This window comes from Paraburkholderia sp. SIMBA_054 (genome assembly GCF_046534875.1).
Taxonomy (GTDB): Bacteria; Pseudomonadota; Gammaproteobacteria; order Burkholderiales; family Burkholderiaceae; genus Paraburkholderia; species Paraburkholderia hospita.
Map to the genome: position 1 here is coordinate 168,660 of NZ_JAWRXV010000016.1, position 25,894 is coordinate 194,553.

General features: G+C 62.1%; 18 protein-coding genes and 2 pseudogenes. 6 read left to right on the top strand and 14 right to left on the bottom strand.

Features of this window, described 5'->3' with window-relative positions; translation table 11 throughout:
* Positions 1-7: 7 nt before the first annotated feature.
* Positions 8-1,957: a propionate catabolism operon regulatory protein PrpR gene (gene prpR, locus SB822_RS21075; RefSeq protein ID WP_079503264.1), complete on the bottom strand. Its 1,950-nt coding sequence runs from the start codon at positions 1,955-1,957 to the stop codon at positions 8-10.
* Between the two features lie 149 nt (positions 1,958-2,106).
* Here prpR and prpB point away from each other — a divergent pair, with 149 nt between their 5' ends.
* From prpB to prpF, 4 genes are all read left to right on the top strand, one after another.
* Positions 2,107-3,048 (top strand): methylisocitrate lyase, encoded by a 942-nt coding sequence (gene prpB / locus SB822_RS21080; RefSeq protein WP_179142835.1) that lies wholly within the window; start codon positions 2,107-2,109, stop codon positions 3,046-3,048.
* 20 nt (positions 3,049-3,068) lie between these two features.
* Entirely contained in the window at positions 3,069-4,238 is a 1,170-nt protein-coding gene (gene prpC, locus SB822_RS21085; protein ID WP_079491612.1) for a 2-methylcitrate synthase, read from the top strand.
* Positions 4,239-4,496: 258 nt separating this feature from the next.
* Positions 4,497-7,094, top strand: a complete 2,598-nt coding sequence (acnD, locus tag SB822_RS21090; RefSeq protein ID WP_410855543.1) for a Fe/S-dependent 2-methylisocitrate dehydratase AcnD — start codon at positions 4,497-4,499, stop codon at positions 7,092-7,094.
* 36 nt (positions 7,095-7,130) lie between these two features.
* Positions 7,131-8,312, top strand: coding sequence for a 2-methylaconitate cis-trans isomerase PrpF (gene prpF, locus SB822_RS21095; protein ID WP_007741067.1), 1,182 nt, complete (start codon positions 7,131-7,133; stop codon positions 8,310-8,312).
* Positions 8,313-9,256: 944 nt separating this feature from the next.
* On the opposite strand, the gene SB822_RS21100 is transcribed toward prpF, so the two are convergent.
* From SB822_RS21100 to SB822_RS21115, 4 genes are all read right to left on the bottom strand, one after another.
* The gene (locus SB822_RS21100; RefSeq protein WP_079503268.1) at positions 9,257-10,186 is read right to left on the bottom strand and encodes a dihydrodipicolinate synthase family protein; all 930 of its coding nucleotides are present in this window, start codon (positions 10,184-10,186) and stop codon (positions 9,257-9,259) included.
* A 45-nt stretch (positions 10,187-10,231) separates the two neighbouring features.
* On the bottom strand, positions 10,232-11,581 hold the full coding sequence (locus tag SB822_RS21105; protein ID WP_007589398.1) for an MFS transporter: 1,350 nt from the start codon (positions 11,579-11,581) through the stop codon (positions 10,232-10,234).
* Between the two features lie 145 nt (positions 11,582-11,726).
* Positions 11,727-13,316: an aldehyde dehydrogenase (NADP(+)) gene (locus SB822_RS21110; protein ID WP_410855544.1), complete on the bottom strand. Its 1,590-nt coding sequence runs from the start codon at positions 13,314-13,316 to the stop codon at positions 11,727-11,729.
* 11 nt (positions 13,317-13,327) lie between these two features.
* Positions 13,328-15,061: an IlvD/Edd family dehydratase gene (locus SB822_RS21115; RefSeq protein WP_410855545.1), complete on the bottom strand. Its 1,734-nt coding sequence runs from the start codon at positions 15,059-15,061 to the stop codon at positions 13,328-13,330.
* 166 nt (positions 15,062-15,227) lie between these two features.
* Between SB822_RS21115 and SB822_RS21120 the strand changes: the two genes are divergently transcribed.
* Positions 15,228-16,178 carry a LysR family transcriptional regulator gene (locus SB822_RS21120; RefSeq protein ID WP_007589404.1) on the top strand — a complete coding sequence of 317 codons (951 nt, stop codon included), beginning with the start codon at positions 15,228-15,230 and terminating at the stop codon, positions 16,176-16,178.
* A gap of 40 nt (positions 16,179-16,218) precedes the next feature.
* On the opposite strand, the pseudogene SB822_RS21125 reads toward SB822_RS21120, so the two are convergent.
* The 5 genes and pseudogenes from SB822_RS21125 to SB822_RS21145 form a co-directional block, all read right to left on the bottom strand.
* Positions 16,219-16,299, bottom strand: a pseudogene (locus tag SB822_RS21125) (3-oxoacyl-ACP reductase); the annotation flags it as partial.
* Between the two features lie 13 nt (positions 16,300-16,312).
* Positions 16,313-17,158, bottom strand: coding sequence for an ureidoglycolate lyase (locus SB822_RS21130; RefSeq protein WP_410855546.1), 846 nt, complete (start codon positions 17,156-17,158; stop codon positions 16,313-16,315).
* Positions 17,159-18,075: 917 nt separating this feature from the next.
* Positions 18,076-18,543 (bottom strand): GNAT family N-acetyltransferase, encoded by a 468-nt coding sequence (locus tag SB822_RS21135; RefSeq protein ID WP_007746724.1) that lies wholly within the window; start codon positions 18,541-18,543, stop codon positions 18,076-18,078.
* Between the two features lie 463 nt (positions 18,544-19,006).
* Positions 19,007-19,603, bottom strand: coding sequence for a hypothetical protein (locus SB822_RS21140; RefSeq protein ID WP_410855547.1), 597 nt, complete (start codon positions 19,601-19,603; stop codon positions 19,007-19,009).
* Between the two features lie 45 nt (positions 19,604-19,648).
* Positions 19,649-20,749: an NmrA family NAD(P)-binding protein gene (locus SB822_RS21145; protein WP_410855548.1), complete on the bottom strand. Its 1,101-nt coding sequence runs from the start codon at positions 20,747-20,749 to the stop codon at positions 19,649-19,651.
* An 87-nt stretch (positions 20,750-20,836) separates the two neighbouring features.
* Between SB822_RS21145 and SB822_RS21150 the strand changes: the two genes are divergently transcribed.
* A complete protein-coding gene (locus SB822_RS21150; protein ID WP_007589414.1) occupies positions 20,837-21,478 on the top strand; it encodes a TetR/AcrR family transcriptional regulator in 642 nt (213 codons plus the stop codon).
* Between the two features lie 892 nt (positions 21,479-22,370).
* Here the strand turns inward: SB822_RS21150 and SB822_RS21155 are convergent.
* The 4 genes and pseudogenes from SB822_RS21155 to SB822_RS21170 all read right to left on the bottom strand — a co-directional run.
* Positions 22,371-22,520, bottom strand: a complete 150-nt coding sequence (locus SB822_RS21155; RefSeq protein ID WP_165576713.1) for a hypothetical protein — start codon at positions 22,518-22,520, stop codon at positions 22,371-22,373.
* A gap of 487 nt (positions 22,521-23,007) precedes the next feature.
* On the bottom strand, positions 23,008-23,391 hold the full coding sequence (locus tag SB822_RS21160) for a hypothetical protein (RefSeq protein WP_079491594.1): 384 nt from the start codon (positions 23,389-23,391) through the stop codon (positions 23,008-23,010).
* A gap of 598 nt (positions 23,392-23,989) precedes the next feature.
* Entirely contained in the window at positions 23,990-24,601 is a 612-nt protein-coding gene (locus SB822_RS21165; RefSeq protein WP_410855549.1) for an enoyl-CoA hydratase/isomerase family protein, read from the bottom strand.
* A pseudogene (locus tag SB822_RS21170) lies at positions 24,564-24,990 on the bottom strand (class I poly(R)-hydroxyalkanoic acid synthase); the annotation flags it as partial. The gene SB822_RS21165 and the pseudogene SB822_RS21170, both read right to left, overlap by 38 nt.
* Between the last annotated feature and the right edge of the window lie 904 nt (positions 24,991-25,894).

Sequence of the window (25,894 nt, forward strand, 5' to 3'; positions counted from 1 at the left end):
ACGCTGCTCATTGAATCGCGTTGAGCTTGCGCCACAACGTGGTCTTGCTGATACCGAGTGCCTTGCACGCGGCGTCGCGGTCGCCGCCGCACGCAGCCAGCATCGCGCGTATTTCGTCCGCCTGGACATGACGGCTGCGCTCGCGCAACGTCAACGCATCCTTCTTTTGCGACACCGAGGACGCGACCAGTTCGGGCGCGACGACATCGAGCATCTCGCGCGTGAACACGTCGGCGGTGTCGCCTTCCGCGTCGGCCAGTTCGACGGCGATCCGCTCGATCACGTTCTGCAACTCGCGCACATTGCCGGGCCACGCATAAAGGCGCAACGGCTCGCCGATCTGCGCGAGCACGCGCGTCGCGGCCTGCAAATCAGGGACGCGCGCCACCAGCCTCGGCTCGCGCGCGGCGGCCTGCAACAGGAGTTCGGCGGCAAGCGGCAATACGTCCGTCGTACGCTCGCGCAACGGCGGCAGTGCAATGCTCAGAATGTTCAACCGATAGTAGAGATCGGCGCGAAACGTCCCTGCCTCGACACCCTCCGTCAGTGCGCGGTGCGTCGCGGCGACGACGCGTATGTCGACACGCGTCGGTTCCGTCGAACCGAGCCGCACCACTTCGCGTTCCTGCAACACGCGTAGCAGCCGGCTTTGCAGCGGCAACGGCATCTCGGCGATTTCATCGAGAAATAGCGTGCCGCGGTGCGCGGCCTCGATCAAACCCGCCTTGCCGCCCTTGCGGGCGCCCGTGAACGCGCCTTCCTCATAGCCGAACAGCTCGCTTTCCAGCAAGGCCTCCGGAAACGCGCCGCAATTGATCGCGACGAAGGCGAAGTCGCGCCGCGCGCTCAGCCGATGCATGCTCTGCGCGACCATTTCCTTGCCGGTGCCGCTTTCGCCGAGGATCAGCACGGTCGCGTCAGATTTTGCGTAGCGCCGCACCAGCGTGCGCACGCGCTCGATCGATGGACATTCGCCGACCAGATCGTCGAGCCGGTAGCGCGCGGTGAACTGCTGCCCGCGCTGCCGCGAACGCAGCGTGCGGTCGAGCCGTTCGACGGCACGCGATTCCTGGAACGTCAGCACCGTGCCCGCCGCGTGACCCGCGCCCGCCAGCGGCCCGCGATGCACGAGATAGCTCGTGCCGCGCACGGACACCAGCGTATCGCCGTCGGCATCGGGCAGCGCGCTGGCGAGATCCGGCGCGAGCTTCTGCAACGGCACGCCCGCGGCCCTCGCGGCGTCGATGCCGAGCACGTCCGCAAGCCGTTGATTGATCGCTTCGACGCGTCCCTGCGCGTCGAGCGCGACGACGCCATCGCGCAGGTGCTGCAACAGGTTATCGAGGCGCTGACGCCGCACGCCCTCGGCGCGCGTAGCCTGCGCGACTTCGAGGGCGGTATCGAATGCGCTGCGCACCGACGTGCGCGAGTACAGAAACACAGCGCCCATGCCCGCGCGCTCCGCGAGATCGGTCACGTGCCCAGGCCCGACCACGGCATCGACGCCACGTTCGTGCAGCTCTCGCACGCAGTTCTCCGCGTCTTCCGTCGAGCGGTATGACGCGAAGATCACGTCGATGCCGTAAGCGGCCGTGAAGCGCTTCACCTCGTCGGGCGTTTCGCCGTGCGTGACGAGCGCCACCGAATCGCCGTCGCGCCGCGCGCGGGCGAGCGCCTGCATCACGTCGAAGCCCGTCGGCGTGATCGCGACGACGGGCACGTTGACGCGCCCTTTCAGATACGCGGCATTCGAGCCGCCTGCGACGATCACGTCGGGACGCTCGGCGCCCGCGGCGTCGATTTCCTGCATGGCGTCGTCGAAGCCGCGCGCGACGACGCGCAGTTCCGCACGGCCCGCGTACTCGCTGGCGATATCCACGAACAGGTCGCGCAAGCGGCTGATGCCCATCGCCCAGATGCGCGGGCGTGGATTTGAAACGATGGAAGGCGTGCTCATCGAAGCGATCGGGCTCAAAAGCGGCGGGACTCTCCATTATGCGCGCCTAATTTCACAACAGAAACCGCCGATTTCATTTTTGAAATTTCTACGAACGTCCGTGCGGATGTCTGCCTCGCAAAATCAGAGACTTAGCGATGCGACGCTGCATGGCACGCCACTTGCAGATAAGGCAGCGCAAACAACGGAGCCTCACAGTGAACTCAGCCAAACAACCCACCAGCGCCGGCGCGGCATTCCGCCTGGCTGTTGCAGAAGGACAACCGCTGCAGGTCGTCGGCGCGATCAACGCGTACGTCGCAAAGATGGCCGAAGCCGTCGGCTTCAAGGCGCTGTATCTGTCGGGCGGCGGCGTCGCCGCAAACTCACTTGGCGTACCCGACCTCGGCATCAGCACGATGGACGACGTATTGACGGACGCCCGACGCATCACCGACGCCACCAACCTGCCGCTGCTCGTCGATATCGACACGGGCTGGGGCGGCGCCTTCAATATCGGACGCACGGTGCGCTCGTTCATCAAGGCGGGCGTCGCAGCCGTGCACCTCGAAGACCAGGTCGGCCAGAAGCGCTGCGGGCATCGCCCGAACAAGGAAGTCGTCGCAACGGAAGAGATGGTGGATCGCGTGAAAGCCGCTGTCGATGCGCGCACCGACGACCAGTTCGTCATCATGGCCCGCACCGACGCGGCCGCTGCCGAAGGCATCGATGCCGCGATCGAGCGCGCCGTCGCGTATGTCGAAGCAGGCGCGGACATGATCTTCCCCGAAGCAATGAAGACCCTCGACGACTACCGCCGCTTCAAGGCCGCCGTGAAGGTGCCGATTCTCGCGAACCTGACCGAGTTCGGCGCAACGCCGTTCTTCACGACGACGGAACTGCGCGAAGCGAACGTCGACATTGCGCTGTACTGCTGCGGCGCGTATCGCGCGATGAACGCGGCGGCGCTCAACTTCTACGAAACCGTGCTGCGCGACGGCACGCAAAAGGCCGCCGTGCCGACGATGCAAACGCGCGACGATCTGTACAAATACCTTGGCTATCACGCGTACGAGGACAAGCTCGACGCGCTGTTCGCCGCACACAAGTAATGGCACCTGGAGGAAGACACATGAGCGAAGCAGACAACGGCGCAACGAGCGCGGGCGCATTCAAGCCGAAGAAATCCGTGGCCCTGTCGGGCGTGACGGCGGGCAACACCGCGCTGTGCACGGTCGGCAAGACGGGTAACGACCTGCACTACCGCGGCTATGACATTCTCGATCTCGCGGGCGCCTGCGAATTCGAGGAGATCGCGCATCTGCTCGTGCACGGCAAGCTGCCCAACGTCGCCGAACTCGCCGCTTACAAGAAGAAGCTCAAAGCGCTGCGCGGCCTGCCCGCGAACGTGAAGGCCGCGCTCGAATGGATTCCCGCCGCCGCGCATCCGATGGACGTGATGCGTACAGGCGTGTCCGTGTTGGGCACCGTGCTGCCGGAAAAAGACGATCACAACCTGCCGGGCGCCCGCGATATCGCCGACAAGCTGATGGCCTCGCTCGGCTCGATGCTGCTGTACTGGTACCACTACTCGCACAACGGCAAGCGGATCGAAGTCGAAACCGACGACGATTCGATCGGCGGCCACTTCCTGCATCTGCTGCATGGCGTGGAGCCGCCGAAATCATGGGTCGATGCGATGCATGTGTCGCTGAATCTCTACGCGGAGCATGAATTCAATGCGTCGACGTTCACGGGCCGCGTGATCGCGGGCACGGGCTCGGACATGTATTCGGCCATTACGGGCGCGATCGGCGCGCTGCGCGGCCCGAAACACGGCGGCGCCAACGAGGTCGCGTTCGAGATCCAGTCGCGCTACCAGACGCCGGATGAGGCAGAAGCCGACATCCGCCGCCGCGTCGAGAACAAGGAAGTCGTGATCGGCTTCGGCCATCCCGTGTACACGATCTCCGATCCGCGCAACAAGGTGATCAAGGAAGTGGCGAAGAAGCTGTCGAAAGAAGCGTCGAACACGAAGCTGTTCGAGATCGCCGAGCGGCTCGAAAGCGTGATGTGGGACGTCAAGAAGATGTTCCCGAATCTCGACTGGTTCAGCGCGGTGTCGTATCACATGATGGGCGTGCCGACGGCAATGTTCACGCCGCTCTTCGTGATCTCGCGCACGTCCGGCTGGGCCGCGCACATCATCGAGCAGCGCGTCGACAACAAGATCATTCGACCCAGCGCAAATTACACGGGTCCGGACGATCTCGCGTTCGTGCCGCTTTCGAAGCGCGCCTGAACGAGCAACTCGACTCCTGGAAGTGCGGTGCGAGAGCCGCAATCCTGTTCGGCCTTGGTTCGGCATACCCGCGAGCCAAGGCTGCTTTTTATGCGCTTTTTATGTTTGCGCCGCTACACCCGGCACCCGCTGAAGCGCTACACTTCGCAAGAAACACGTGGACGGCAAGCCCGGCCACCACACGGAGCCTTGTGTGCCGAAGCCGCGACACGGCATCGCACGCCGGCTCACGATCAATATCGCATGTGTCCCTACGCCATGAATACTGCACACCGCAAACCGCTGCCCGGCACTTCGCTGGATTACTTCGACACGCGCGCCGCGATCGACACGATCCAGCCAGGCGCTTATGACAAGCTGCCGTACACGTCGCGCGTGCACGCCGAGAACCTCGTGCGCCGCTGCGATCCCGCGACGCTGACCGATTCGCTGCGGCAATTGATCGACCGCAAGCGCGATCTGGATTTTCCGTGGTTTCCGGCGCGCGTCGTGTGTCATGACATTCTCGGTCAGACAGCGCTCGTCGATCTCGCCGGACTGCGCGATGCGATCGCCGATCAGGGCGGCGACCCGGCCAAGGTGAACCCCGTTGTACCCGTTCAGTTGATCGTCGATCACTCGCTTGCGGTCGAATGCGGCGGCTTCGACCCGGATGCGTTCGCGAAGAACCGCGCAATCGAAGACCGGCGCAACGAAGACCGCTTCGACTTCATCAACTGGACCAAGAAGGCATTCAAGAACGTCGAGGTGATTCCGCCGGGCAACGGCATCATGCACCAGATCAATCTGGAGCGGATGTCGCCTGTCATTCATGCTGCGGATGGCGTCGCGTATCCCGACACGCTCGTCGGCACGGACAGTCACACGCCGCACGTCGATGCGCTTGGCGTGATTGCCGTGGGCGTCGGTGGTCTGGAAGCGGAAAACGTGATGTTGGGCCGGGCTTCGTGGATGCGCTTGCCGGATATCGTCGGCGTCGAGCTGTCGGGCAAACGTCAGCCGGGTATCACCGCAACCGATATCGTGCTCGCATTGACGGAATTCCTGCGTAAAGAAAAAGTAGTGGGCGCGTATCTGGAGTTTCGCGGCGAGGGTGCGTCGAGCCTCACGCTCGGCGACCGCGCGACGATCTCCAACATGGCGCCCGAATACGGCGCGACGGCCGCGATGTTCTTCATCGACGAACAGACCATCGACTATCTGCGCCTTACGGGCCGCGACGACGCGCAAGTGAAGCTCGTCGAAACGTATGCGAAAGCAACTGGCCTGTGGGCCGATTCGCTTAAGAACGCCGAATATGAGCGCGTGCTCAGGTTCGATCTGTCGACGGTCGTGCGCAATATGGCGGGTCCGTCGAATCCGCACAAGCGCCTGCCGACGTCCGATCTCGCCGAACGCGGCATCGCCGGCAAATGGGAAGACGTGCCGGGGCAAATGCCCGATGGCGCTGTGATCATTGCGGCAATCACGAGCTGCACGAACACGAGCAATCCGCGCAACGTGATCGCAGCGGCGTTGATCGCGCGCAATGCGAATGCGCGCGGTTTGACGCGCAAGCCGTGGGTAAAGTCGTCGCTGGCGCCGGGATCGAAGGCCGTCGAACTCTATTTGCAGGAAGCAAACCTGCTGCCCGATCTGGAGAAGCTCGGCTTCGGCATCGTCGCGTTTGCGTGCACAACGTGCAACGGCATGTCGGGCGCGCTCGATCCGAACATCCAGCAGGAGATCATCGATCGCGATCTGTACGCGACGGCTGTGCTGTCGGGCAACCGCAACTTCGATGGCCGCATTCATCCGTATGCGAAGCAGGCGTTTCTCGCGTCGCCGCCACTCGTCGTCGCGTATGCGATTGCGGGGACGATCCGCTTCGATATCGAGCGCGATGTGCTCGGCACCGACAAGGACGGCAAGCCGGTTTATCTGAAGGACATCTGGCCGAGCGATGAAGAGATCGACGAGATCGTCAGGCAGAGCGTGAAGCCCGAGCAGTTCCGCAAGGTCTACGAGCCGATGTTCGCCGTGACGGCCGCGAGCGGCGAGCCGATCAGCCCGCTCTACGACTGGCGCGCGCAAAGCACGTACATTCGCCGTCCGCCGTATTGGGAAGGCGCGCTGGCTGGCGAGCGCACGTTGCAAGGCATGCGTCCGCTCGCCGTGCTCGGCGACAACATCACGACGGACCACCTGTCGCCGTCGAACGCGATTCTCGCGAACAGCGCAGCGGGCGAATACCTCACGAAAATGGGCCTGCCCGAAGAGGACTTCAACTCGTATGCGACGCATCGCGGCGATCACCTCACCGCGCAGCGCGCGACGTTCGCCAATCCGACGCTGGCCAATGAAATGGCTATTGTCGATGGACAGGTGAAGAAGGGATCGCTGGCGCGCATCGAGCCGGAAGGCAAGGTCACGCGCATGTGGGAAGCCATCGAAACCTACATGGACCGCAAGCAGCCGCTCCTCATCATTGCGGGCGCGGACTATGGTCAAGGCTCGTCACGCGACTGGGCGGCGAAGGGCGTGCGGCTCGCGGGTGTCGAAGTGATCGTGGCCGAAGGCTTCGAGCGCATTCACCGCACGAACCTGATCGGCATGGGCGTGCTGCCGCTCGAGTTCAAGCCGGGCGTGAACCGGCTCGCGCTGGGTATCGACGGGACCGAGACGTATGACGTGATCGGCGAGCGCAAGCCGCGCGCGGATTTGGCGCTCGTGATTCATCGAAAGAACGGCGAGCGCGTTGAAGTGCCCGTCACGTGTCGTCTCGATACCGCGGAAGAAGTGTCGATTTACGAAGCGGGCGGCGTGCTGCAGCGCTTTGCGCAAGACTTCCTGGAGTCGTCGAAGGCAGCGGCCTGAGACGGATCGTCATCAGATTCAACAGGATCAAAACACATGGCACACGCACCTCAGATCAAGATTCCCGCCACGTATATGCGCGGCGGCACCAGCAAAGGCGTGTTCTTTCGCCTGAAGGATTTGCCCGAAGCGGCGCAAGTGCCGGGTGCAGCACGCGATGCGTTGCTGCTGCGGGTGATCGGCAGCCCTGATCCTTATGGCAAGCAAATCGACGGCATGGGCGGCGCGACGTCGAGCACCAGCAAAACGGTGATCATCGCGAAGAGCAGCAGGCCGGATCATGATGTGGATTATCTGTTCGGGCAGGTGTCGATCGATAAGCCGTTTGTCGACTGGAGTGGGAATTGCGGGAATCTGTCGGCGGCGGTGGGGCCGTTTGCGATTTCGGGTGGACTTGTCGATCCTGAACGTGTGCCGGATAACGGCGTTGCTGTCGTGCGCATCTGGCAGGCGAATATCGGCAAGACGATCATTGCGCATGTGCCGATTACTAAGGGCTCCGTGCAGGAGACGGGGGACTTCGAGCTCGATGGCGTGACTTTTCCTGCTGCGGAAGTGCGGCTCGAGTTTCTGGACCCTGCTGCGGAAGAGGAAGGCGCGGGAGGCGCGATGTTCCCGACGGGTAATGTCGTCGATGATCTGGAGGTGCCCGGCGTCGGCACGCTCAAGGCGACGATGATCAATGCGGGTATTCCTACGATTTTCGTTGATGCCGATGCTATCGGCTACACGGGTACGGAACTGCAGGACGCGATCAATAGCGATGACGCGGCGCTGAAGAAGTTTGAGACCATTCGTGCGCATGGGGCGCTGCGGATGGGGCTGATCAAGAGTCTCGATGAGATCGCCACGCGGCAGCATACGCCTAAGGTGGCGTTTGTGGCCCGGCCTTCTGGTTATGTCGCTTCGAGCGGCAAGGTTGTTGCTGCTGATGATGTCGATCTGCTCGTGCGGGCTATGTCGATGGGGAAGCTTCATCACGCGATGATGGGGACGGCGGCTGTGGCTATTGGTACGGCGGCGGCTATTCCTGGCACGCTGGTGAATCTTGCCGCTGGCGGTGGCGAGCGCGAAGCTGTGCGCTTCGGGCATCCTTCGGGGACTTTGCGGGTTGGTGCGGTGGCTACACTCGAGGACGGCGAGTGGGCCGTTAAGAAGGCCGTTATGAGCCGGAGTGCGCGGGTTTTGATGGAAGGGTTGGTTCGGGTTCCCGGGTGATTTGTCTGCGACGCTAAGCCGGGGTTTGCGCTGGCATCCGCGATGCGGGGTTTGCTGCGCATGCGGTTTGTTTTTTGCCTCTGTGCTGGCATCCGCGTTTTGCCTTCGTGGCGCGGGCGGTTTGGTTTGCTTGTGTTTGCGCTGGCATCCGCGTGACGGTGTTTGCCGTTCATGCGTCGCCCCTGTGCGGGGCGGCACCTACTTTTCTTTGCCGCCGCAAAGAAAAGTAGGCAAAAGAAAGCGGCTCACACCGCTAACTCTTCTTCCTGCCTGAGGGCCCCCAAAGGTTCTTACGCTTCACACGGCATTCACGTGACTCATGTTAGTTGCCAACGCTTTGAATGAACGCCTCACCCACTTCACACACCCGTACACGTATTAGTGGCAACGAATGGTATGTGCCGCCCAGGTGGGAAACTGTGTGTAGGTTGTCGCGCCGTATAGGGTAGCGCTCTTACAGGGTGGGACGCGTGCGCTATCGGTCTGGAGTGAGGTGCGTGCAGTACTACGGCCTACACACAGTTTGCCACCTGGGCGGCGGTGGACTATCTGGCACGGCATGCCGGATTGCGGGCGCGTGAAGCGGGTGAGGCGCAGCGCAAGAGCGTTGGCAACGAACGCGAACAGGAAGGTTGCCGTGTGAAGCGTGGGACCGGTTGGGGGCCCTCAGGCAGGGAGAAATGTTGGCGGTGTGAGCCGCTTTCTTTTGCCTACTTTTCTTTGCGGCGGCAAAGAAAAGTAGGTGCCGCCCCGCACAGGGGCAACGCTTGAAGCACGAAGACATAGCGCGGATGCCAGCGAAAACCCGAAGCAAACCAACAAGCCGTCGCAGACAAAAATACCTACCGCCCCGCACAGGGCCAACGCGTGCACAGCAAAGAACGTAACGCGGATGCCAGCGCAAAGACAACCACCCCGCCCAGCGCCGCTAACGCCCTACGCGTTCACTTCCCCCATCGCAGCACCAGCGGATCAAGCCTGCGCGCAATATCGATCAGTTCAGCACGCGTATCGGCATGCATCGCCGGCAGCGGATGACGCGGGGCCTCGCATGCGATCACGCCACCCTCTTTCATCAGCGCCTTCGCCGCGAGCAGACCCGTCTGACGGTTCTCGTGATTGATCAGCGGCAACCAGCGCTGATAGTGCGCAAACGCTTCATCGCGCTTGCCTTCGCGGAACGCTTCGAGAATCGGGCGAATGCCGTCGGGATAGCCACCGCCTGTCATCGAGCCCGTCGCGCCCGCGTTGAGATCCGCGAACAGCGTGATCGCTTCTTCTCCATCCCACGGACCTTCCACCGCGTCGCCGCCGAGGCGGATCAACTCGCGCAGCTTCGCAGCCGCGCCCGGCGTCTCGATCTTGAAGTACGACACCTGTTCGAGCTCACGCGCCATCCGCGCAAGAAATGCCGCCGACAGCACGGTGCCGCTCGCGGGCGCGTCCTGAATCATGATGGGAATGTCGATGCCGTCCGACAGCCGCGCATAGAACTCATAGATCTGCGTCTCGGGCACGCGGAACGTCGCGCCGTGATACGGCGGCATCACCATCACCATCGACGCACCCTGCTCCTGCGCACGGCGGCTGCGCTCGATGCACACGGCGCTGCTGTAGTGGCTCGTCGTCACGATGACGGGCACGCGGCCCGCAACATGTTCGAGCATCACGCGCGTGAGCGTCTCGCGTTCGTCGTCGGAGAGCGCGAACTGTTCGGAGAAGTTCGCGAGAATGCACAGGCCGTCCGAGCCCGCGTCGATCATGAAATCGACGACGCGTTTCTGGCTCTCCAGATCGAGCGCGCCCGTTTCGGTGAACGTGGTCGGCACCACAGGGAAGATGCCGCGATAACGTGGAGTGCGTTGTGAGGTCATGACTTGGGCTCCGCTAGAAAATGTTTTGAACGGGTCACATGCGCATCAGCGCGCATGCGCCTTCGGTTCGGGCAACGACGCCCGCACGACGAACGTGATCACGACGGCGAACAGCAGCGTCGCGGACAGGAAGTACAGGCCGGACGCGAGGCTGCCCGTCGCATCCTTGATGAGACCGATGCCGTATGGCCCGACGTAGCCACCCAGGTTCGCGAGCGAATTGATCGTCGCGATGCCGACGGCTGCGCGCGCGCCCGACAAAAACTGGCCGGGCAGCGCCCACACTACCGCCTGGATCGAATACAGCGAGAACGCCGTCAGGCAGATGAACAGAAATTGCAGCGCGGGCGTGTGCGTCCATGCGCTCAATGCCATCGTAATCGCTGCGGCGCCGGACACGACGACGATGTGCCAGTACCGTTCACGCTTGCGATCCGAATGACGCGGCACGACACACAGCCCCACCACCGCGAACAGATACGGCACGGCGGACAACAGACCTGTCACGGCATCGGTGACGCCGAACGCCTTGATGATCGTCGGCAGCCACAACGACAAACCGTAGATGCTCAGCGGAAACGGCAGAAACAGCAGCGCGAGCAGCAGCACGCGTTTGTCCTTCAGCGCCGCAAGCGGATTGCCGTGCGACTGCAACCCATACGACGCGCTATCGGCGGCGAGTTCGCGTTCGATCCACGCGCGGTCCGACGCCGCGAGCCACTTCGCGTTCGCGGGCGACTCGGGCAGCACGCGCAAAGTCGGCACGCACAGCAGCACGGCGGGCAAGCCGCTCAGCACAAACAGCGTCTGCCAGTTCGACAGGCCGAACACGCCATGCGTCGACAGCACGAAGCCCGCGACGGGTCCCGTCAGAATCCCCGCAAGCGGTTGCGCAAGCACCAGCAAGCCGATGATGCGCGCGCGATGCCGCATCGGAAACCACTTCGTGAGGAAGTACAGAATGCCCGGATACAGGCCCGCTTCCGCCGCGCCGAGCAGAAAGCGCAGCACGTAGAAGCTCGCCGGACCGCTCACGAGCGACATCAGCATCGTGATGACGCCCCACGTGAACAGAATCCGCGCGAACCATACACGCGCGCCGAAGCGTTCGAGCGCGAGGTTGCTCGGCACTTCGCACAGAAAATAGCCGATGAAGAACAGCCCCGCGCCGAGGCCATAGGACGCGTCGCTGATGCCGACAGCCGCGTTCATGTGCAGCTTCGCGAAGCCGACCACGGAGCGGTCGATATAGGCGACGACGTAAATCAGCGCGAGAAACGGAATCAGCCGGCGAACCAGCAGACTCATGATCCGCTGTTCGTCGGCGAGCGCTGCGCCCGTTCCCGCATCGACTGCGGGCGCGGCCTGCTGCGCGCTGGCGTAAGGTGTGGTCATTGCTATGTCTCCTGTCGACCAGAGTTGGAGCTTTAGCTCCTACTCTGGTCCCATGCAAAGCTGTCGACCAGAGTTGGAGCTTTAGCTCCTACTCTGGTCCCATGCAAAGCTATGTCGTTATGTTCTGCGTCGAGGTATTGCGTGCTCAACCGGGCGTTCGCTCGTGCCGCCCCGCGAACCGCCGATGCACGCCAAGCGGGTTCGCATCGCGCAACGCTTCAGGCAACAGCGCGGCAGGCAAGTTCTGATAGCAGACAGGCCGCATGTAACGCTCGATCGCCGCCGTGCCGACGGACGTACTGCGTCCATCGGAAGTCGCGGGGAACGGGCCGCCGTGGACCATCGCGTCGCAGACTTCGACGCCCGTCGGAAAGCCGTTCGCAAGAATGCGGCCCGCCTTGCGTTCGAGAATCGGCAGCAGCGCTTGTGCGGCGGGTTGATCGGCATCATCGAGATGCAGCGTGATCGTCAGTTGCCCTTCGATACGATTCAACACGGTGCGCAACTCATCGGCGTCGGCACATTCGACCAGCACGCTGCACGGGCCGAACACTTCGTCAGCCAGCGTGTGATCCGCGAGCAGGCTCTTCGCACTCACGCGGAACAACACCGCTTGCGCGCGCCGGCTGCCTGCTTCGGGCGCCTTGCCACGCGCGAGCGTCGTCACAGCGGGATTCGCAGCAAACCGTTCGATACCTGCGTCGTACGCCCGCAGAATGCCGCCTGTCAGCATGACGCCCGCTTGCACTCCATCAATGCTCTGCGCGGCGGTTGCAGCGAAACGCTCGAAGCCTTCGCCTGCGATGCCGAGCATCAAGCCGGGATTCGTACAGAACTGACCGCAACCCAGCGTCACCGATGCAACGAAATCGCGAGCCAGCGTCTCGGCGCGCGAGGTCAGCGCTGCGGGCATCAGCAGGTTCGGGTTCACGCTGCTCATTTCCGCGTAGACGGGGATCGGCTCCGCGCGCGCGTTCGAAATCGCCATCAGCGCGCGTCCGCCTGCACGCGAACCCGTGAAGCCCACGGCCTTGATCGACGGATGCGCGACCAGCGCCGCGCCCACTTCATGGCCCGCGTCAAACAGCATCGAGAACACGCCTTCGGGCAGCTCCGCATGACGCACGGCGTCCTGAATCGCGCGACCAACGAGTTCCGACGTGCCCGGATGCGCCGGATGCGCCTTCACGACGACAGGGCAACCCGCTGCGAGCGCCGCCGCCGTATCGCCACCCGCGACCGAAAACGCGAGCGGAAAATTGCTCGCGCCGAACACGGCAACGGGACCAACACCGATGCGCTGAAAGCGCAGATCGGTGCGCGGCGGTTGGCGTTCGGGCAACGCGGGTTCGATGCGCGCATCGAGCGCGTCTCCGCTGCGCACGAGCGTTGCGAACATGCGCAACTGGTTCGCCGTGCGCGCGCGCTCGCCTTCGAGACGCGCTTTCGGCAAACCCGATTCGCTCATCGCGCGTTCGATCAGCGCATCGCCGAGTGCTTCGATGCGCGCGGCGATATCGTCGAGAAAGCGCGCGCGGCGTTCGGCGGGCAGCGTACGGTAGGCGTCGAATGCGCTTTCGGCTAGCGCGCACGCCTCGTCTACATCGCCCGATTTCGCGCTGTAATACGTCGGCGCTTGCAGCGCCTGTTCCGTTGCGGCATCGATGGCATGAAACTCAGCGCCTTGTCCGCGCCGCGCGCTTGCGCCAATCAGCAGTTCACCTGTCAGGTTCATTCGTTTTCTCCTCAATGCGAATGGCGCGGCACGTCTGCGCCCCGGCAGCCGACGAGGAAGTCCAGATCGCAACCCTCGTCCGCCTGCAATACGTGATCGATATACAGCCGCTGATAACCGCCGCCGGCGGGCATCTCGGGCGGCGTGTGGCTTTCGAGGCGGCGCGCCAGTTCTTCGTCGCTGATATCGACGCGCAACGTGCCCGCATCGCAATCCAGCTCGATCCAGTCGCCGTCCTGCACGGCGGAAAGCGGGCCGCCGTCGGCCGCTTCCGGCGTCACGTGCAATACGACCGTGCCGTATGCCGTGCCGCTCATGCGCGCATCCGAGATGCGCACCATGTCCTTCACGCCCTGGCGCAACAGCTTCGGCGGCAAACCCATGTTGCCGACTTCGGCCATGCCCGGATAACCCTTCGGTCCACAGTTCTTCAGCACGAGCACGGAGTTCGCGTCGACGTCGAGCGTTTCGTCGACGATGCGTGCCTTGTAGTGCTCGAAGTTCTCGAACACGACGGCGCGGCCGCGATGCTTCAACAGCTCAGGCGTCGCCGCCGAAGGCTTCAGCACTGCGCCGCGCGGCGCGAGATTGCCACGCAGCACGCGGATGCCGCCGTCCTTCACGAGCGGCTGGTCGAGCGGACGGATCACTTCGTCGTTGTAGATGGGTGCATCCATCACGTTGTGCCATAACGCCTTGCCGTTCGCCGTCAGCGCGCCCGGATGCGGCAGAAGATCCGCTTCGCCGAGTCGACGCAGCACAGCAGGCAGACCGCCCGCGTAATAGAACTCTTCCATCAGGAAGCGGCCCGAAGGCATCAGGTCGACGATGGTCGGCGTGTTACGGCCGATGCGCACCCAGTCGTCCAGATCGAGCTGCACGCCGATACGCCCTGCAATCGCCTTCAGGTGAATCACCGCATTTGTCGAGCCGCCAATCGCCGCATTCACGCGGATCGCGTTCAGGAACGCTTCGCGCGTGAGGATCTTCGACAGCGTGAGCCCTTCGTGCGCCATCTCGACGATGCGCATGCCCGACATGTGCGCGAGCACATAGCGGCGCGAGTCGACAGCGGGAATGGCCGCGTTGTGCGGCAGCGACGTGCCGAGCGCTTCCGCCATGCACGCCATCGTCGATGCCGTGCCCATCGTGTTGCAGGTGCCCGCCGAGCGCGACATGCCCGCTTCCGCCGACAGGAACTTGTGCAGATCGATCTCGCCCGCCTTCAGCGATTCGTGCAACTGCCACACGGCCGTGCCCGAACCGATGTCCTTGCCGTCGAGCTTGCCGTTCAGCATCGGGCCGCCCGTGACGACGATCGCGGGCACGTCGCAACTCGCCGCGCCCATCAGCAGCGCGGGCGTGGTCTTGTCGCAACCGGTCAGCAGCACGACGGCGTCGATGGGATTGCCGCGAATCGCCTCTTCGACATCCATCGCCGCGAGATTGCGCGTGAGCATCGCGGTGGGGCGCAGATTCGATTCGCCACTGGAAAACACGGGGAATTCGACGGGAAAGCCGCCTGCTTCGTAGATGCCGCGCTTCACGTGCTCGGCGATCTTGCGGAAATGCGCATTACACGGCGTGAGTTCCGACCACGTGTTGCAGATACCGATGACGGGCCGGCCATCGAATTCGTGATCGGGGATGCCCTGATTCTTCATCCAGCTTCGATACATGAAGCCGTTCTTGTCGGCCGTGCCGAACCATTGGGCCGAGCGCAGCTTCGTTTTCTTATCCGACATGCTGACTTCCTGAAGGCAACTGCTGATGTTTGCGCAACCGTTTGAGTAAGGACGAATGGTGGTTGCGGATCATGGGGAAAAAGAGAAGTCTACGAAGCGGTCTGATATCTTTCTAATGAAAATTGGCGTCGAACTGATATCGCTTTAATTATTGGTATTAACCCTTATGCTCGATTCGAACCCCTGGTACGTCCGCACGCGGTTGAAGACGCGGCAACTGCTGCTGCTCGTCGCGCTCGACGAGGAAGGCAATATCCACCGCGCCGCCGACGCGCTGAGCATGTCGCAGCCCGCCGCGTCGAAGCTGCTGCGCGAACTGGAAGAAATGCTCGATGCGCCGCTGTTCGAGCGGATGCCACGCGGCATGCGGCCGACGCTGTACGGCGAAGTGATGATTCGCCACGCGCGTTCCGTGGTCGGCAGCCTCGATCAGGCGCGCGAGGAAGTGCTCGCGCTGAAGTCGGGGCAGCTCGGGCGCGTGGCCGTCGGCACGATCACGTCGCCCGCCGTCAGCCTGCTGCCCGCCGCGATTGCACAGGTCAAGCAGCATCATCCCGGCTTGAGCGTGAGCGTCGAGATCGACAGCAGCAACGTGCTGCTCGAAAGCCTCGCGCAGGACAAGCTCGACCTCGTGATCGGCCGGCTGTCCGTTGAACATGACAAGCTGCATCTGCGCTACGAACCTCTCGCTGAAGAACAGGCACTCGCCGTCGCCCGTTCGGGTCATCCGTTGCTGGCGGCGCAATCGCTGACATTGGCGGATGTCGTCGACGCGTCGTGGGTCGTGCCGCCCGCGCAAAGCGTGCTGCGCCATCGCTTCGAGCTGATGTTCCAGCGTCAAAGCCTCGCGCCGCCGTCCAACGTGGTCGAAAGCGCGGAACTGCTGTTCGTCACAAGCCTGCTGTCGCAAAGCGACATGCTCGCCGTGCTCGCCGCCGAGGTCGCGCATTACTACGCGGCGCACGGCCTGCTGTCGATCCTGCCGCTCGACATGCCGCTGCGGATGGACGACTTCGGCATCATCACGCGCACCGGGCAGTTGCTGTCGCCCGCTTCGACGCAAGTGGTGCGCGCGTTGAAGCAGGTGGCCGGCGAGCTTTATGGTGCGATTACGTGACGCTCAATACGTGGCGCGGCCGCCGGACAGATCGAACACCGCGCTCCGCGACCGCATAGCCGATGCCTTGCGCGCCGCCCGTGACGACGGCGGCACGCTGCGTGAAGTCGTACTGGTTCATCAGTGCGCTCCTCTTATGCGGCGACGATGCGTTGCTGCTGCTCGCCCAGCCCTTCGATGCCGAGGCGCATCGTCTGCCCTGCGCGCAGATAGACGGGCTCGGGCTTGTGCCCCATGCCAACGCCCGGCGGCGTGCCCGTCGAGATCACATCGCCCGGTTGCAGGCTCATGAAGCGGCTCAGGTAAGAGACGATCTGCGCGACGTTGAAGATCATCGTGCTCGTGTTGCCGTTCTGATAACGCTTGCCGTCCACTTCGAGCCAGAGGGCGAGGCGCTGCGGGTCGGGGATTTCGTCAGCGGTGACGAGCCACGGGCCGATCGGGCCGAACGTGTCGCAGCCCTTGCCCTTGTCCCACGTGCCGCCGCGCTCGATCTGATATTCGCGCTCGGAGACGTCGTTGACGACGCAATAGCCGGCGACGTGGCTGAGCGCGTCGGCTTCGTCGATATACGCGCCGCCCTTGCCGATCACGACGCCCAGTTCGACTTCCCAGTCGGTCTTTTGCGAGCCGCGCGGGATGCGCACGTCGTCATTCGGACCGACGACAGCCGACGTCCACTTGCCGAACACCACAGGCTCGCTCGGCACGGGCAGATTCGATTCGGCCGCGTGGTCCGCGTAGTTCAGCCCGATGCAGATGAACTTGCCGATGCGGCCCACGCAGGCGCCGATGCGCGCTTGAGCGGAAACGATGGGGAGCGACTCGATATCGATCTCGCGAACGCGTTCGAGCGATTCGGGCAACAGCGTCGAGCCCGCGATATCGTCGATCACGCCGGACAGGTCGCGGATTGCGCGGTTGCGGTCGAGAATGCCGGGCTTTTCGTGACCTGGGGCGCCATATCGCAGCAATTTCATGTGACTCCTCGTTTCCAGTTGACTGAGCTACATTGCGTCTGCCGCACAATGTAGGGAAACGGGACCGGGTTGAATAATGAAAGCTGCTGCGGGGGCGATAACTCCTGGTTATCCTGGGGTGATCCTTTATCGAGTGTGGACTGTGAAAAACTCAAAGATTGTTCCTTCACAATAAAGAGGAAAAAAACCGACAATAAACCCCGAAAACCTCAAAAGCTCCAGACAAAAAAGAACAAAAACTGAAAGCTGGTTGAAATAACACTATCCAGCCTAGCGTCGGTCGGTGCGCCGAGAAACTATCTCGCGTCTGTACGAACAATTAAGTCTAATTCCGAAAGCTACAAAAATCACATGTCGGGCAAACTTCTGGCATAGAGCGTGACTACCCCGAACAGCGGCGCGGTCTTCGACCATTTGCGGCCATGACTTTTCATAATATTCGGCTCGCGTGCGGGTCGTCACTTTGAGCCAGTCGCAGCGTTGAACGGTGAGGCTTTACGGGAACATTGATCGGTGTCGAACCCGCCATAACGATATACGATTGCGCCATTGAAAATCCGCAACTTCCGAGTTGAGATTTCGCGGATCGTCTCCTACAGCGCGGCATCTATATGGAGGACATCGCGTCACCGCGAAGGCCTCGGAACTCTGAACTTTAGCTATCGTGGGGTTCACTCCGCTCAAGAACGTTTCCAACGACGGTCCGAGAACCGGCCATAGCAGCCGCTGGCGCGACCATCGGCCAACGGCGGCTATGGTGTGCTCTACTGGCGTCCGGCCCGCGATTAGTTTGAACGGCAGCTTTGTGCCGGTCCGGAGGTCAGGAAGCGTTGAGAGTTGTTCGGCTCGTGCCGGCAAGCGTCGAATGAACCTCAACGAACCCGGAAGTTTACGATGGGAGCACGGTGCCTGGAAGACTACGCATGTCGTTCCTTGTGGCCCGGTGATGACGAAGGAAGCACCAAAGTCGAGACCTTGCCATCGTTTTCGATTTCCACAAAGCCGATTCGGCTGTACCAGTCATAGGCAGCTCGGTTGCATACGAAGACATTCAAGTACAGCGGTTTTTGTAAGTAACTGGAGAACGACATCACCTTGGCAATCGCTGCACTGCCAATCGACTTGTATTGCATCTCCGGCACGATACAAAGCATCCTCAGCCATACGAGATCGGGTTCGACGTCCCAGTGCACAAACCCGCATTGGTTGTCTTCCCATGTAACTATTTGACAAGAGCCTTGGCGAAGGCTTTTGGCAAACCCAGCATGTTGCAAGTCGTCGTCCCAGCCATACGCTGAGGTAACGAAACCTTTCATAGTTCGCCGATACGTGTCAAATAGCCATTCCGAGTCTTCAGGTACGGCCTGCCGATAATCCAGATTCATCACAACCGCCGATCGCGTTAAGCAGGTCTTCGCCAGAGTATCGGATATAAAGGATTGGCATCAATCGGTAGGGTCAGCGAATGTCGACGGATGCATAATGCCGTTCACCGGACGGCTGGGTTCACGATCTGCGCTGGCCTGCCAGGGCTCGCGATGAACCGATGAAATGGACTCAGAGCCGTCAGGTTGCTCTGCTGCTAGCGGACATTGATTGAGACAGCCGCGGACACTGATGTAGTCGTCGCTACAGACCTTGATTCGCTGCTGCCGACACAGAACTCGCTCTGCGGAGACGGGGGCCGCGGCTTCGCTCGAAGACGCCTGGTCCACCATCTACCGACTCAAGACCACTCTGAGAGACTCGCCCGTGTCGTAACGCCCCCTTTGAAAGGTGATCCTGACGGCCCACTATGCGGTATGTTGCTGCTGGAGTTGCGATGTCCGCTGCTGGGCGGATTGTGCCTCACCTCGTCAGACGGGTAGCCGCACCGACCGATTGGGGCTCTGTGGAGGTCGTCGCATCGATCATGGGCCCTCCACTCGATAGCCCTTCGCCGGGCTGCCGGCTTTCCCGCATTGCGGGCTGATTTTGATGTTGCAGAAGAATCCGGAAGATGAGTCCGTGCGTGATCAGCAGAAGGGGTACAACCAGAGTCGGAATGAAGTAGGTCGCGCCCAACTGTCCCGCCACGAGCCCGGCATCATTGGCCTGATAGAACGCGTTCAGGAGATCTGCCAGGCCCCAACAGTTGAAGATCCAGGCGACCACAATGCCGGCCCCGCGTGGCAACAATACCAGTGATAGCGACGCGAGTGTCGCCGCAGCGAGGTCCCCGTAGGCGGCGGAATACGCGAAGGCAGACGGCAGTTCGGGCGACACGACGCCTGGGACGAGGAATGCCAACCCAATGAAGCGGAAGCTGTGCAGGATGAGAAGAGGCCGCAGCGCATCGACTGGTCGCAGGAGACGGAGTTTTGGCCAGACGTATCGCCTGGTGACGATTCCCCATGTGCTGAAGCTGAATGCGATGCTAACGAAAAAACAGAGCTGGGGCAGCATGAGACTCTCCTTTGGTACGAATTCCCGCGATCGCTCGTGAGAAACTTAAGCGCGCAGCGTGCGTAGCTCTGTGGTCACAGCGCCTCGCTCCGCGTGAGGCATCGCATGCTCGCGCAGCCAGACCTTGGACTCAGGGGCAAACTGCGGTTCTGACGGGAACGGACGGCGTAGTTCACGGTCGTAGCGCTCGAGATCGAAACCGGGGCTGAGCGGGGCGAACACGAACTGCGCGAACTGGCGAAGCCAATTGCCAGGCGCCCGCCGGTTGCCGGGAAGCGCCGCGTAGCGACGCGCGATCGTCTCGAAGTCCTCGGCGGGCTGACCGGTCACATCGAGCACGTCCGTGGTCGGAGCGCCCAGCTCAAAAGCCCCGCGTCTGTGATCGTCAATGTAGTAGCGAACGCCGCTGATCAGGTCGATCGGCAAGCCGCCCATCCGGGCGGCCTTCATGAATAGCCAGATCGGCATCGGCACGACCTTGACCGATCGTCCGACGGCCCGGCCGATCGCTTTGGCCATGTCCCCCGCGCCAAGGAGCTCCGGCCCAGTGGGGCGGTAGCGCTTCCCGGCGTGCCGCGCAGGATCCATCAGGGCCGCGACGGCGACTCGCGCGATATCCTCGTTGGACGGTGGCGCGTTACGGCTATCGCCATAGATCCAGGGAAATACTCCGAGGTGCGCAGCAAATCCAGTCAGTGCGAGGTAGGCGTCAGCGAAGAAGCCCGGCCTCACGATCGTATGCGCGACTCCCGGCGTCATCGAGAACAGCCGATCGACGAGCCAGAGCTGCCGGGTCATGAGGGCGGGATGCGAGGGACTGGACAGCCACTGGGTCAGGCTAACGATGTGTTCGAGCCCGGATTCCCTGGCGGCGACGGCGAACGCGACCGCGCCCTGAATCATGTAGGGATCGAAAGGCGGACAAAAGTAGGCGCGCTGAACGTCTTTCAGCGCGTCGGCGACGCGCTCGACGTCACTCATGTCGACGACCGCTATCTCGGCCCCCTGCGTTTTCAGTCGCACGCTGCGGCCATCTTCCCGGCGCACCATAGCGCGTACGGGATAGCCGGCCTTCAGCAGTTCGGCAACGACGACGCTGCCGGTCTTCCCGGTCGCGCCGGTTACGAGGATCCTTGGCTTGAGCACGATCGCCTCCGAGCAGTCGTGGTACTCATAAGTACCAGATGGTTGCTCCAGTATGGTACTCTGCGGTACCGAATGTCAAGATAGACAATGATGACCAAGGTATCGCTGTCAAAGGACCGCCAGGAAGGCCGCGACGAAACTGAGGTGCGCGCGCGTATTCTCGATGCAGCCTTCGCGTCGTTCATGACGAGTGGCTACGCGGCGACCAGCACGCTTGAGATCGCCACGCGCGCGCGGGTTTCGAAACGAGAACTTTATGCGCTGGTGGGCAACAAGAAGGAAATGCTAATCGCATGCATCAGCGCGCGCGCCACGAGACTGCAGGTACCCGCTGACTTGCCTGTGCCGCACGACCGCGAGACACTCGCGAACGTATTGACTTCCCTCGGGACGCAGCTCGTCCGCGAGATCACCGATCCAACGGTCATCGCGGTCTTCCGACTGGCAATCGCCGAGGCGGTCCACGCGCCCGAGGTGGCGCAAGCGCTCGACTCGACAGGGCGAGAGACAAGTCGTGCCGCCTTGCGTCAAATCATGGCCCGGGCTCAGGCGTCCGGACTTCTGAATGGCCGTCCTGCCGACCTTGCCGAACAGTACGGCGGGTTGCTGTGGGGTAATTTGATGGTTAGCCTGTTGCTTGGCGTCGCCGAGCGGCCGAACTCACGCGAAGTCGCGGCACGTGCCCGCAACGCCACAGCTGTCTTTCTTCAACTTCATCCGCTCCCGTAGCGCTGCGATGCCCCGCCAATACATCTAATGCGTGGATGATCCATCCGATGCCACGCCATTTGGAAATTCCGGGAACGGCTCCCGGGTGACCGCTATCGAGAAACCCGCGAGGCGAGCTTGAGTGACAGTTCTGGCCGACGACTGCTGGGCGTTAAGGTTTATTCGATGCCTGCCATCGGCCGCAGGAATGTGCCTGCCTCCGCGCATGTCGACAGGCGTCGAATAAACCCTGAACGAAACCCGCCCGATGCTCAAAGCACGGATGTCGGCCTTAGCCGACGTTCATCGACAGGTGTCGGTGCGTCGACTGCGGGTTGATTTGCCGCCATTCGCCAACCGGCGTCGGCGAATGGCAGCTCTCACCTCCGTCGAGCGGGTCCCCATGATGCGGAACGGACGCCTGAATGTCTGAGCGACGGTGCGAGCGATTGACGCTTGACCGTATCCGTAAGTTCGATGTCGCCACCCCGTGGTTGAGACAGGCGTCCCCTCGAATATCCAATGCCGCCCCCTTTCGGAGACTGCGACCCTCCGACTGGCACCGGCGGATTCACATAGTGGCTGAACAGGTTCTGCTCGCTACCAAGTGCCGGTTCGCCCTCTTTTCTGCACGACTGAGAAAACTAAAGAGGCTCTACACGGCTTCGTTCCGGTTCGCGCGATCCAATACGCACGCTCACCACAACACACGGTTCGAAAAGCAGGCCGAACGTGATGCTGATTTTCCACGAAACGCAAATGCCACAGAAGGCGCAAGTGATGTAGATTAGGATCTCGTTACGACCCACCACTGTATCTTCGAATCGGTCGCCATCGGAGTTAGTTCTGAAGTTGCACAGGAGCCGGCGTGAACACGAAGCATAGCAAGAAGGGGCATCTCGAAGCCGCGGCGTCACACCACGAGCAGGCCGCGCGACATCACCGCGAGGCTTCCCGGCATTTCGAGGAAGGTCGAGACTTTGCTCACGCCGCACATCAGGCGATGATGGCCCATGGCCACACGTTGCATGCGATCGATCACGCACACGACGCTGGTGCGCACAGCACCAATACGCCGTCGATAACGCCTCCATCGACCGGCTCAGGCGTAAGTGCCGCGGACGTGGCAAAACATCATGCGGCGGCCGTGGAGCTTCACACGCAGGCGGCGCAGCATATGCGCCACGCTGTCAATCTCTTCGATCAGGATCGTAGCGCGGTCTCCCACGACGCACAGCTAGCACTCTCCCTCGCACTGCGCGCTTTGTCCCATGGCAACGAAGCAGCCAGACTCTTTGTCAAGCTCGCTGTCAATGGTGCTTCGTGAGTTAAGGTTGGTTGAATTCAAGCCGGTCATCCCGTACGGTGAAGTATTCGGAGTGGTGCGGTATCCGTTTACACCGCCTATTGAGCGCACCGAACGCTGAAACGCTTTCTGCACGGCATGCACGCCGTAAAGCACCAGGTTGTCGCGCGGATCTACGGTCGTGGGCCTGCCGTAAAGATCCGCGCATTGATTGGTATGGAGCAATCCAGCGTGCCACTCTCGACTAGACCTTTCGCTCCAGCAGGTCTGTTGCGAAAGACTTTGCGTGCGCTACGGCCTCGTGCGCGTCGAGGAATACTCCGAGCTGCTCCCAGCGTTCCTCGACCCCATATGTTCCTTTCATACCGAGTGCCCTCTGAACGAGCAATTGCGCTGCGTACCTGCCGTCCTCCAATGGTCGAGCTGTCGCTATTACCTTGTGCGGAAGGTCGGATCTTTCTAGCTGGACCAACTCGACAGGACCGCCAGGTACACCGATATCTTTCAACTCGTTCCTGACTTTGCAGTCCGGGCAGTAGAAGCACCACCCCTCGTCCTCGTGATTGGATCTGACCTGCCCGCGAGCCAGCACGGCACGACATTCAACGTTTTCGCAGATGAACGGCATAGCGGTTTCCGGAGTTGTTTGAAAGAAATCCTAGCATGTCCGCCGACGGCCAACCATCGACATTGTTGCCTGCCTGAGGCTAAGGAAAACCCTCAAACGCGAGCCGGTGAGGTCGCGTCAGCCTGCCGCATAGTCGCCATGATCAGGTATAGACCACCGCCGATCGCCCCAGCAGGTGATCCAGGTCGAACCGACGGCCATTAGTGCCCTGAATGGGCCCCGCGCGCCGTCGACGCCGGCCTCCCTGGTTTGGTTGAGCACCCGCTCCTCGGAATGCCGTGGCTGAACGCAGGATGTACCGCCTACCCCTCTGCGTTCCGCAAGACAGCAATTGAAGGGAAATGCTTAGTACATGCAGGATTCTTTGCATTGTGATCGTCACCATGGCGACCAATGGGTGCATGGCTGCGGACGCGGCAAGTACGTGCGCTCCAGCATTGCCCGAAGTCGATGCACAACATGGCTTTAAGATCCGGCCCGACTATAGCCTTCTCATCTGGACCGTTCGCCGCCTTTCTGCTGCGTTGAACCGTGCAGCGAAGGGCCTCGACCTCCGCTGCCCAGCGCAGTATCACTCGCGAGACCGGCCAACGTGATGCTAAGTGCGGTGCCTCTGCCCGTGGCCGGCACACACAACACCGTGTCGCGGGATCCCCCGTGATGCAATGCATGTATAGACCCGACGCCTTTTGCAAGCTTGGGGATGATGCCGAGCCCGGTTGCAGGCCGACCGAACCGGGCGTTGTCGGCAGCGGTAATAAAGTCTCACGTCATCGCGAGCTGAAAGCCACCGCCAAGCGCAAAGCCCGCGATAGCAGCAATTGCACGCTTGCGCACCGGACATATCGTTTCTCAATTGCGCATGATGAAGTGCGCGCTTTCCGACCTCAGCGAAGTCAAGGTTCGCTATCGCGGCGATATCTGCGCCTGCAGCGAACGACTCACTGCCAAACACTACAATGCAGCCGATGCAATCGCCCGCATCGTATGCAAGCAGTGCCGCGCCGGGTTCATCCACCAGCACGTCATTGAGCGCATTCAGCTGTTGCGGCCGATGCAAGGTGATGACACGGGCTCGAAGAACACCATCGCCAGGTTCGTGGTAAGGATCTTGTCGTAGTGCGTTGAGGAACCCCTTGATTCTGTCAAGGCCCTGAAGCGCTCGCCACGGGTCACGCACCCATGACGTCCGGCGGATGCTTCGCCACATAACGCCCCGGATCGTCGCCGAGCATGCCGTCGGTCCAGTAGCTGCGCTTGTTCTTCGACGCCGGATTGATCACGCCCGCTATATGTCCACTCGCGCCGAGCACGAACTGCGTCTCGCCGCGCACGAGTTGCGTCGAACAATACGCGCCCTTCCACGGGACGATGTGATCCTCCTGCGTGCCGAAGATGTAGCCCGGCATGTCGACGTGCCCAAGGCCCACCGGCGTGCCGCACACGACGAGCCGTCCCGCCTTGCACAGGTTGTTCCCGAGATACATGTTGCGCAGATACCAGGCGTACATCGGTCCGGGCACGTTGGTGCCATTGGCGTTCCAGTAGAGCAGATCGAACGCCTGCGGTGCGCCCGCCCTTCAGATAGTTGTTCACGACGCGACATCGTCGTGGCGACCGCGCCGTCTACACGCAGATGCGGCGCCCGCGTGAAACCATACCACCCGCTGTCAGCCAGCGCCTGTTGTCGCACCCAATGCCGACATTGGGGCAGGTTGGGCTCTACGTCAGCAACATGGCGGATTGCTGACGGTGGCAGCATCGACCAGCCGGAGGGCAGCTTCCGGCATCAGCGAACTCACGCTCCCGAACCCATACCAGCCGCTGACACCATGAGGGATCAACGACCGCTTAGGCCGATCAGCCGACGGACTCCGCCCTTTCCCTCGCACGCGCGGCGCCCGACCTAGGAGGATTGCCGTGATAAGGCGCGGGTTATCACGGCAAGGGACACGCGGGGTGGCGGATCCGCCTTGGAGTCAACGGGTGGCCCCTTAGAACCTTCCGATGACGGCAGCGGCTACGGCACCAGCCGAGCTACGGAGCCTGTCTGTTAGTTCCTGAAGTAATCTGCGGATTCGTCGAATGTGCTTTCGGTCGGCTCTCGGGCGTGTCGTGCGGTTTTCAATGGGCGGGATAGCGATCGTCAATGCTGACTCTTGGGGGCGTTCCCGAGCCGATCGAGGCATCGTCACCAAAGCTAGTCAGCGGAAAACAACAGCCGAGAAACGCCGCCGTTCAATGCAGGCAGCAAACTGCAGGCGTGCGTGTGGCTTTCCTTGCCACGGCCATGACAAGGCCCATGCAGCAGCAAACGGCTTCCTTTCCGGACCATGTGAGTTTGTAGCCGGGACCGCCGCAGCGCGCGCGCAAGTCTGACGGAGCCTTGTTTGTCGATGCACGAGAACATCAATGATTGGAAACATGCGTAATGAGCACGTCCCTGACTAAGGCACTCGCAGCGGCCCGGCAACGCGGAAGAGATCGCGCGATTGCTGTGTTC

Bases quoted from the DNA above. Each gene is read 5' to 3' on its own strand.
- prpR (WP_079503264.1), bottom strand. From the start codon at position 1,957: ATGAGCACGCCTTCCATCGTTTCAAATCCACGCCCGCGCATCTGGGCG.
- prpB (WP_179142835.1), top strand. From the start codon at position 2,107: ATGGCACGCCACTTGCAGATAAGGCAGCGCAAACAACGGAGCCTCACA.
- prpC (WP_079491612.1), top strand. From the start codon at position 3,069: ATGAGCGAAGCAGACAACGGCGCAACGAGCGCGGGCGCATTCAAGCCG.
- acnD (WP_410855543.1), top strand. From the start codon at position 4,497: ATGAATACTGCACACCGCAAACCGCTGCCCGGCACTTCGCTGGATTAC.
- prpF (WP_007741067.1), top strand. From the start codon at position 7,131: ATGGCACACGCACCTCAGATCAAGATTCCCGCCACGTATATGCGCGGC.
- SB822_RS21100 (WP_079503268.1), bottom strand. From the start codon at position 10,186: ATGACCTCACAACGCACTCCACGTTATCGCGGCATCTTCCCTGTGGTG.
- SB822_RS21105 (WP_007589398.1), bottom strand. From the start codon at position 11,581: ATGACCACACCTTACGCCAGCGCGCAGCAGGCCGCGCCCGCAGTCGAT.
- SB822_RS21110 (WP_410855544.1), bottom strand. From the start codon at position 13,316: ATGAACCTGACAGGTGAACTGCTGATTGGCGCAAGCGCGCGGCGCGGA.
- SB822_RS21115 (WP_410855545.1), bottom strand. From the start codon at position 15,061: ATGTCGGATAAGAAAACGAAGCTGCGCTCGGCCCAATGGTTCGGCACG.
- SB822_RS21120 (WP_007589404.1), top strand. From the start codon at position 15,228: ATGCTCGATTCGAACCCCTGGTACGTCCGCACGCGGTTGAAGACGCGG.
- SB822_RS21130 (WP_410855546.1), bottom strand. From the start codon at position 17,158: ATGAAATTGCTGCGATATGGCGCCCCAGGTCACGAAAAGCCCGGCATT.
- SB822_RS21135 (WP_007746724.1), bottom strand. From the start codon at position 18,543: ATGAATCTGGATTATCGGCAGGCCGTACCTGAAGACTCGGAATGGCTA.
- SB822_RS21140 (WP_410855547.1), bottom strand. From the start codon at position 19,603: ATGCTGCCCCAGCTCTGTTTTTTCGTTAGCATCGCATTCAGCTTCAGC.
- SB822_RS21150 (WP_007589414.1), top strand. From the start codon at position 20,837: ATGATGACCAAGGTATCGCTGTCAAAGGACCGCCAGGAAGGCCGCGAC.
- SB822_RS21160 (WP_079491594.1), bottom strand. From the start codon at position 23,391: ATGCCGTTCATCTGCGAAAACGTTGAATGTCGTGCCGTGCTGGCTCGC.
- SB822_RS21165 (WP_410855549.1), bottom strand. From the start codon at position 24,601: ATGTGGCGAAGCATCCGCCGGACGTCATGGGTGCGTGACCCGTGGCGA.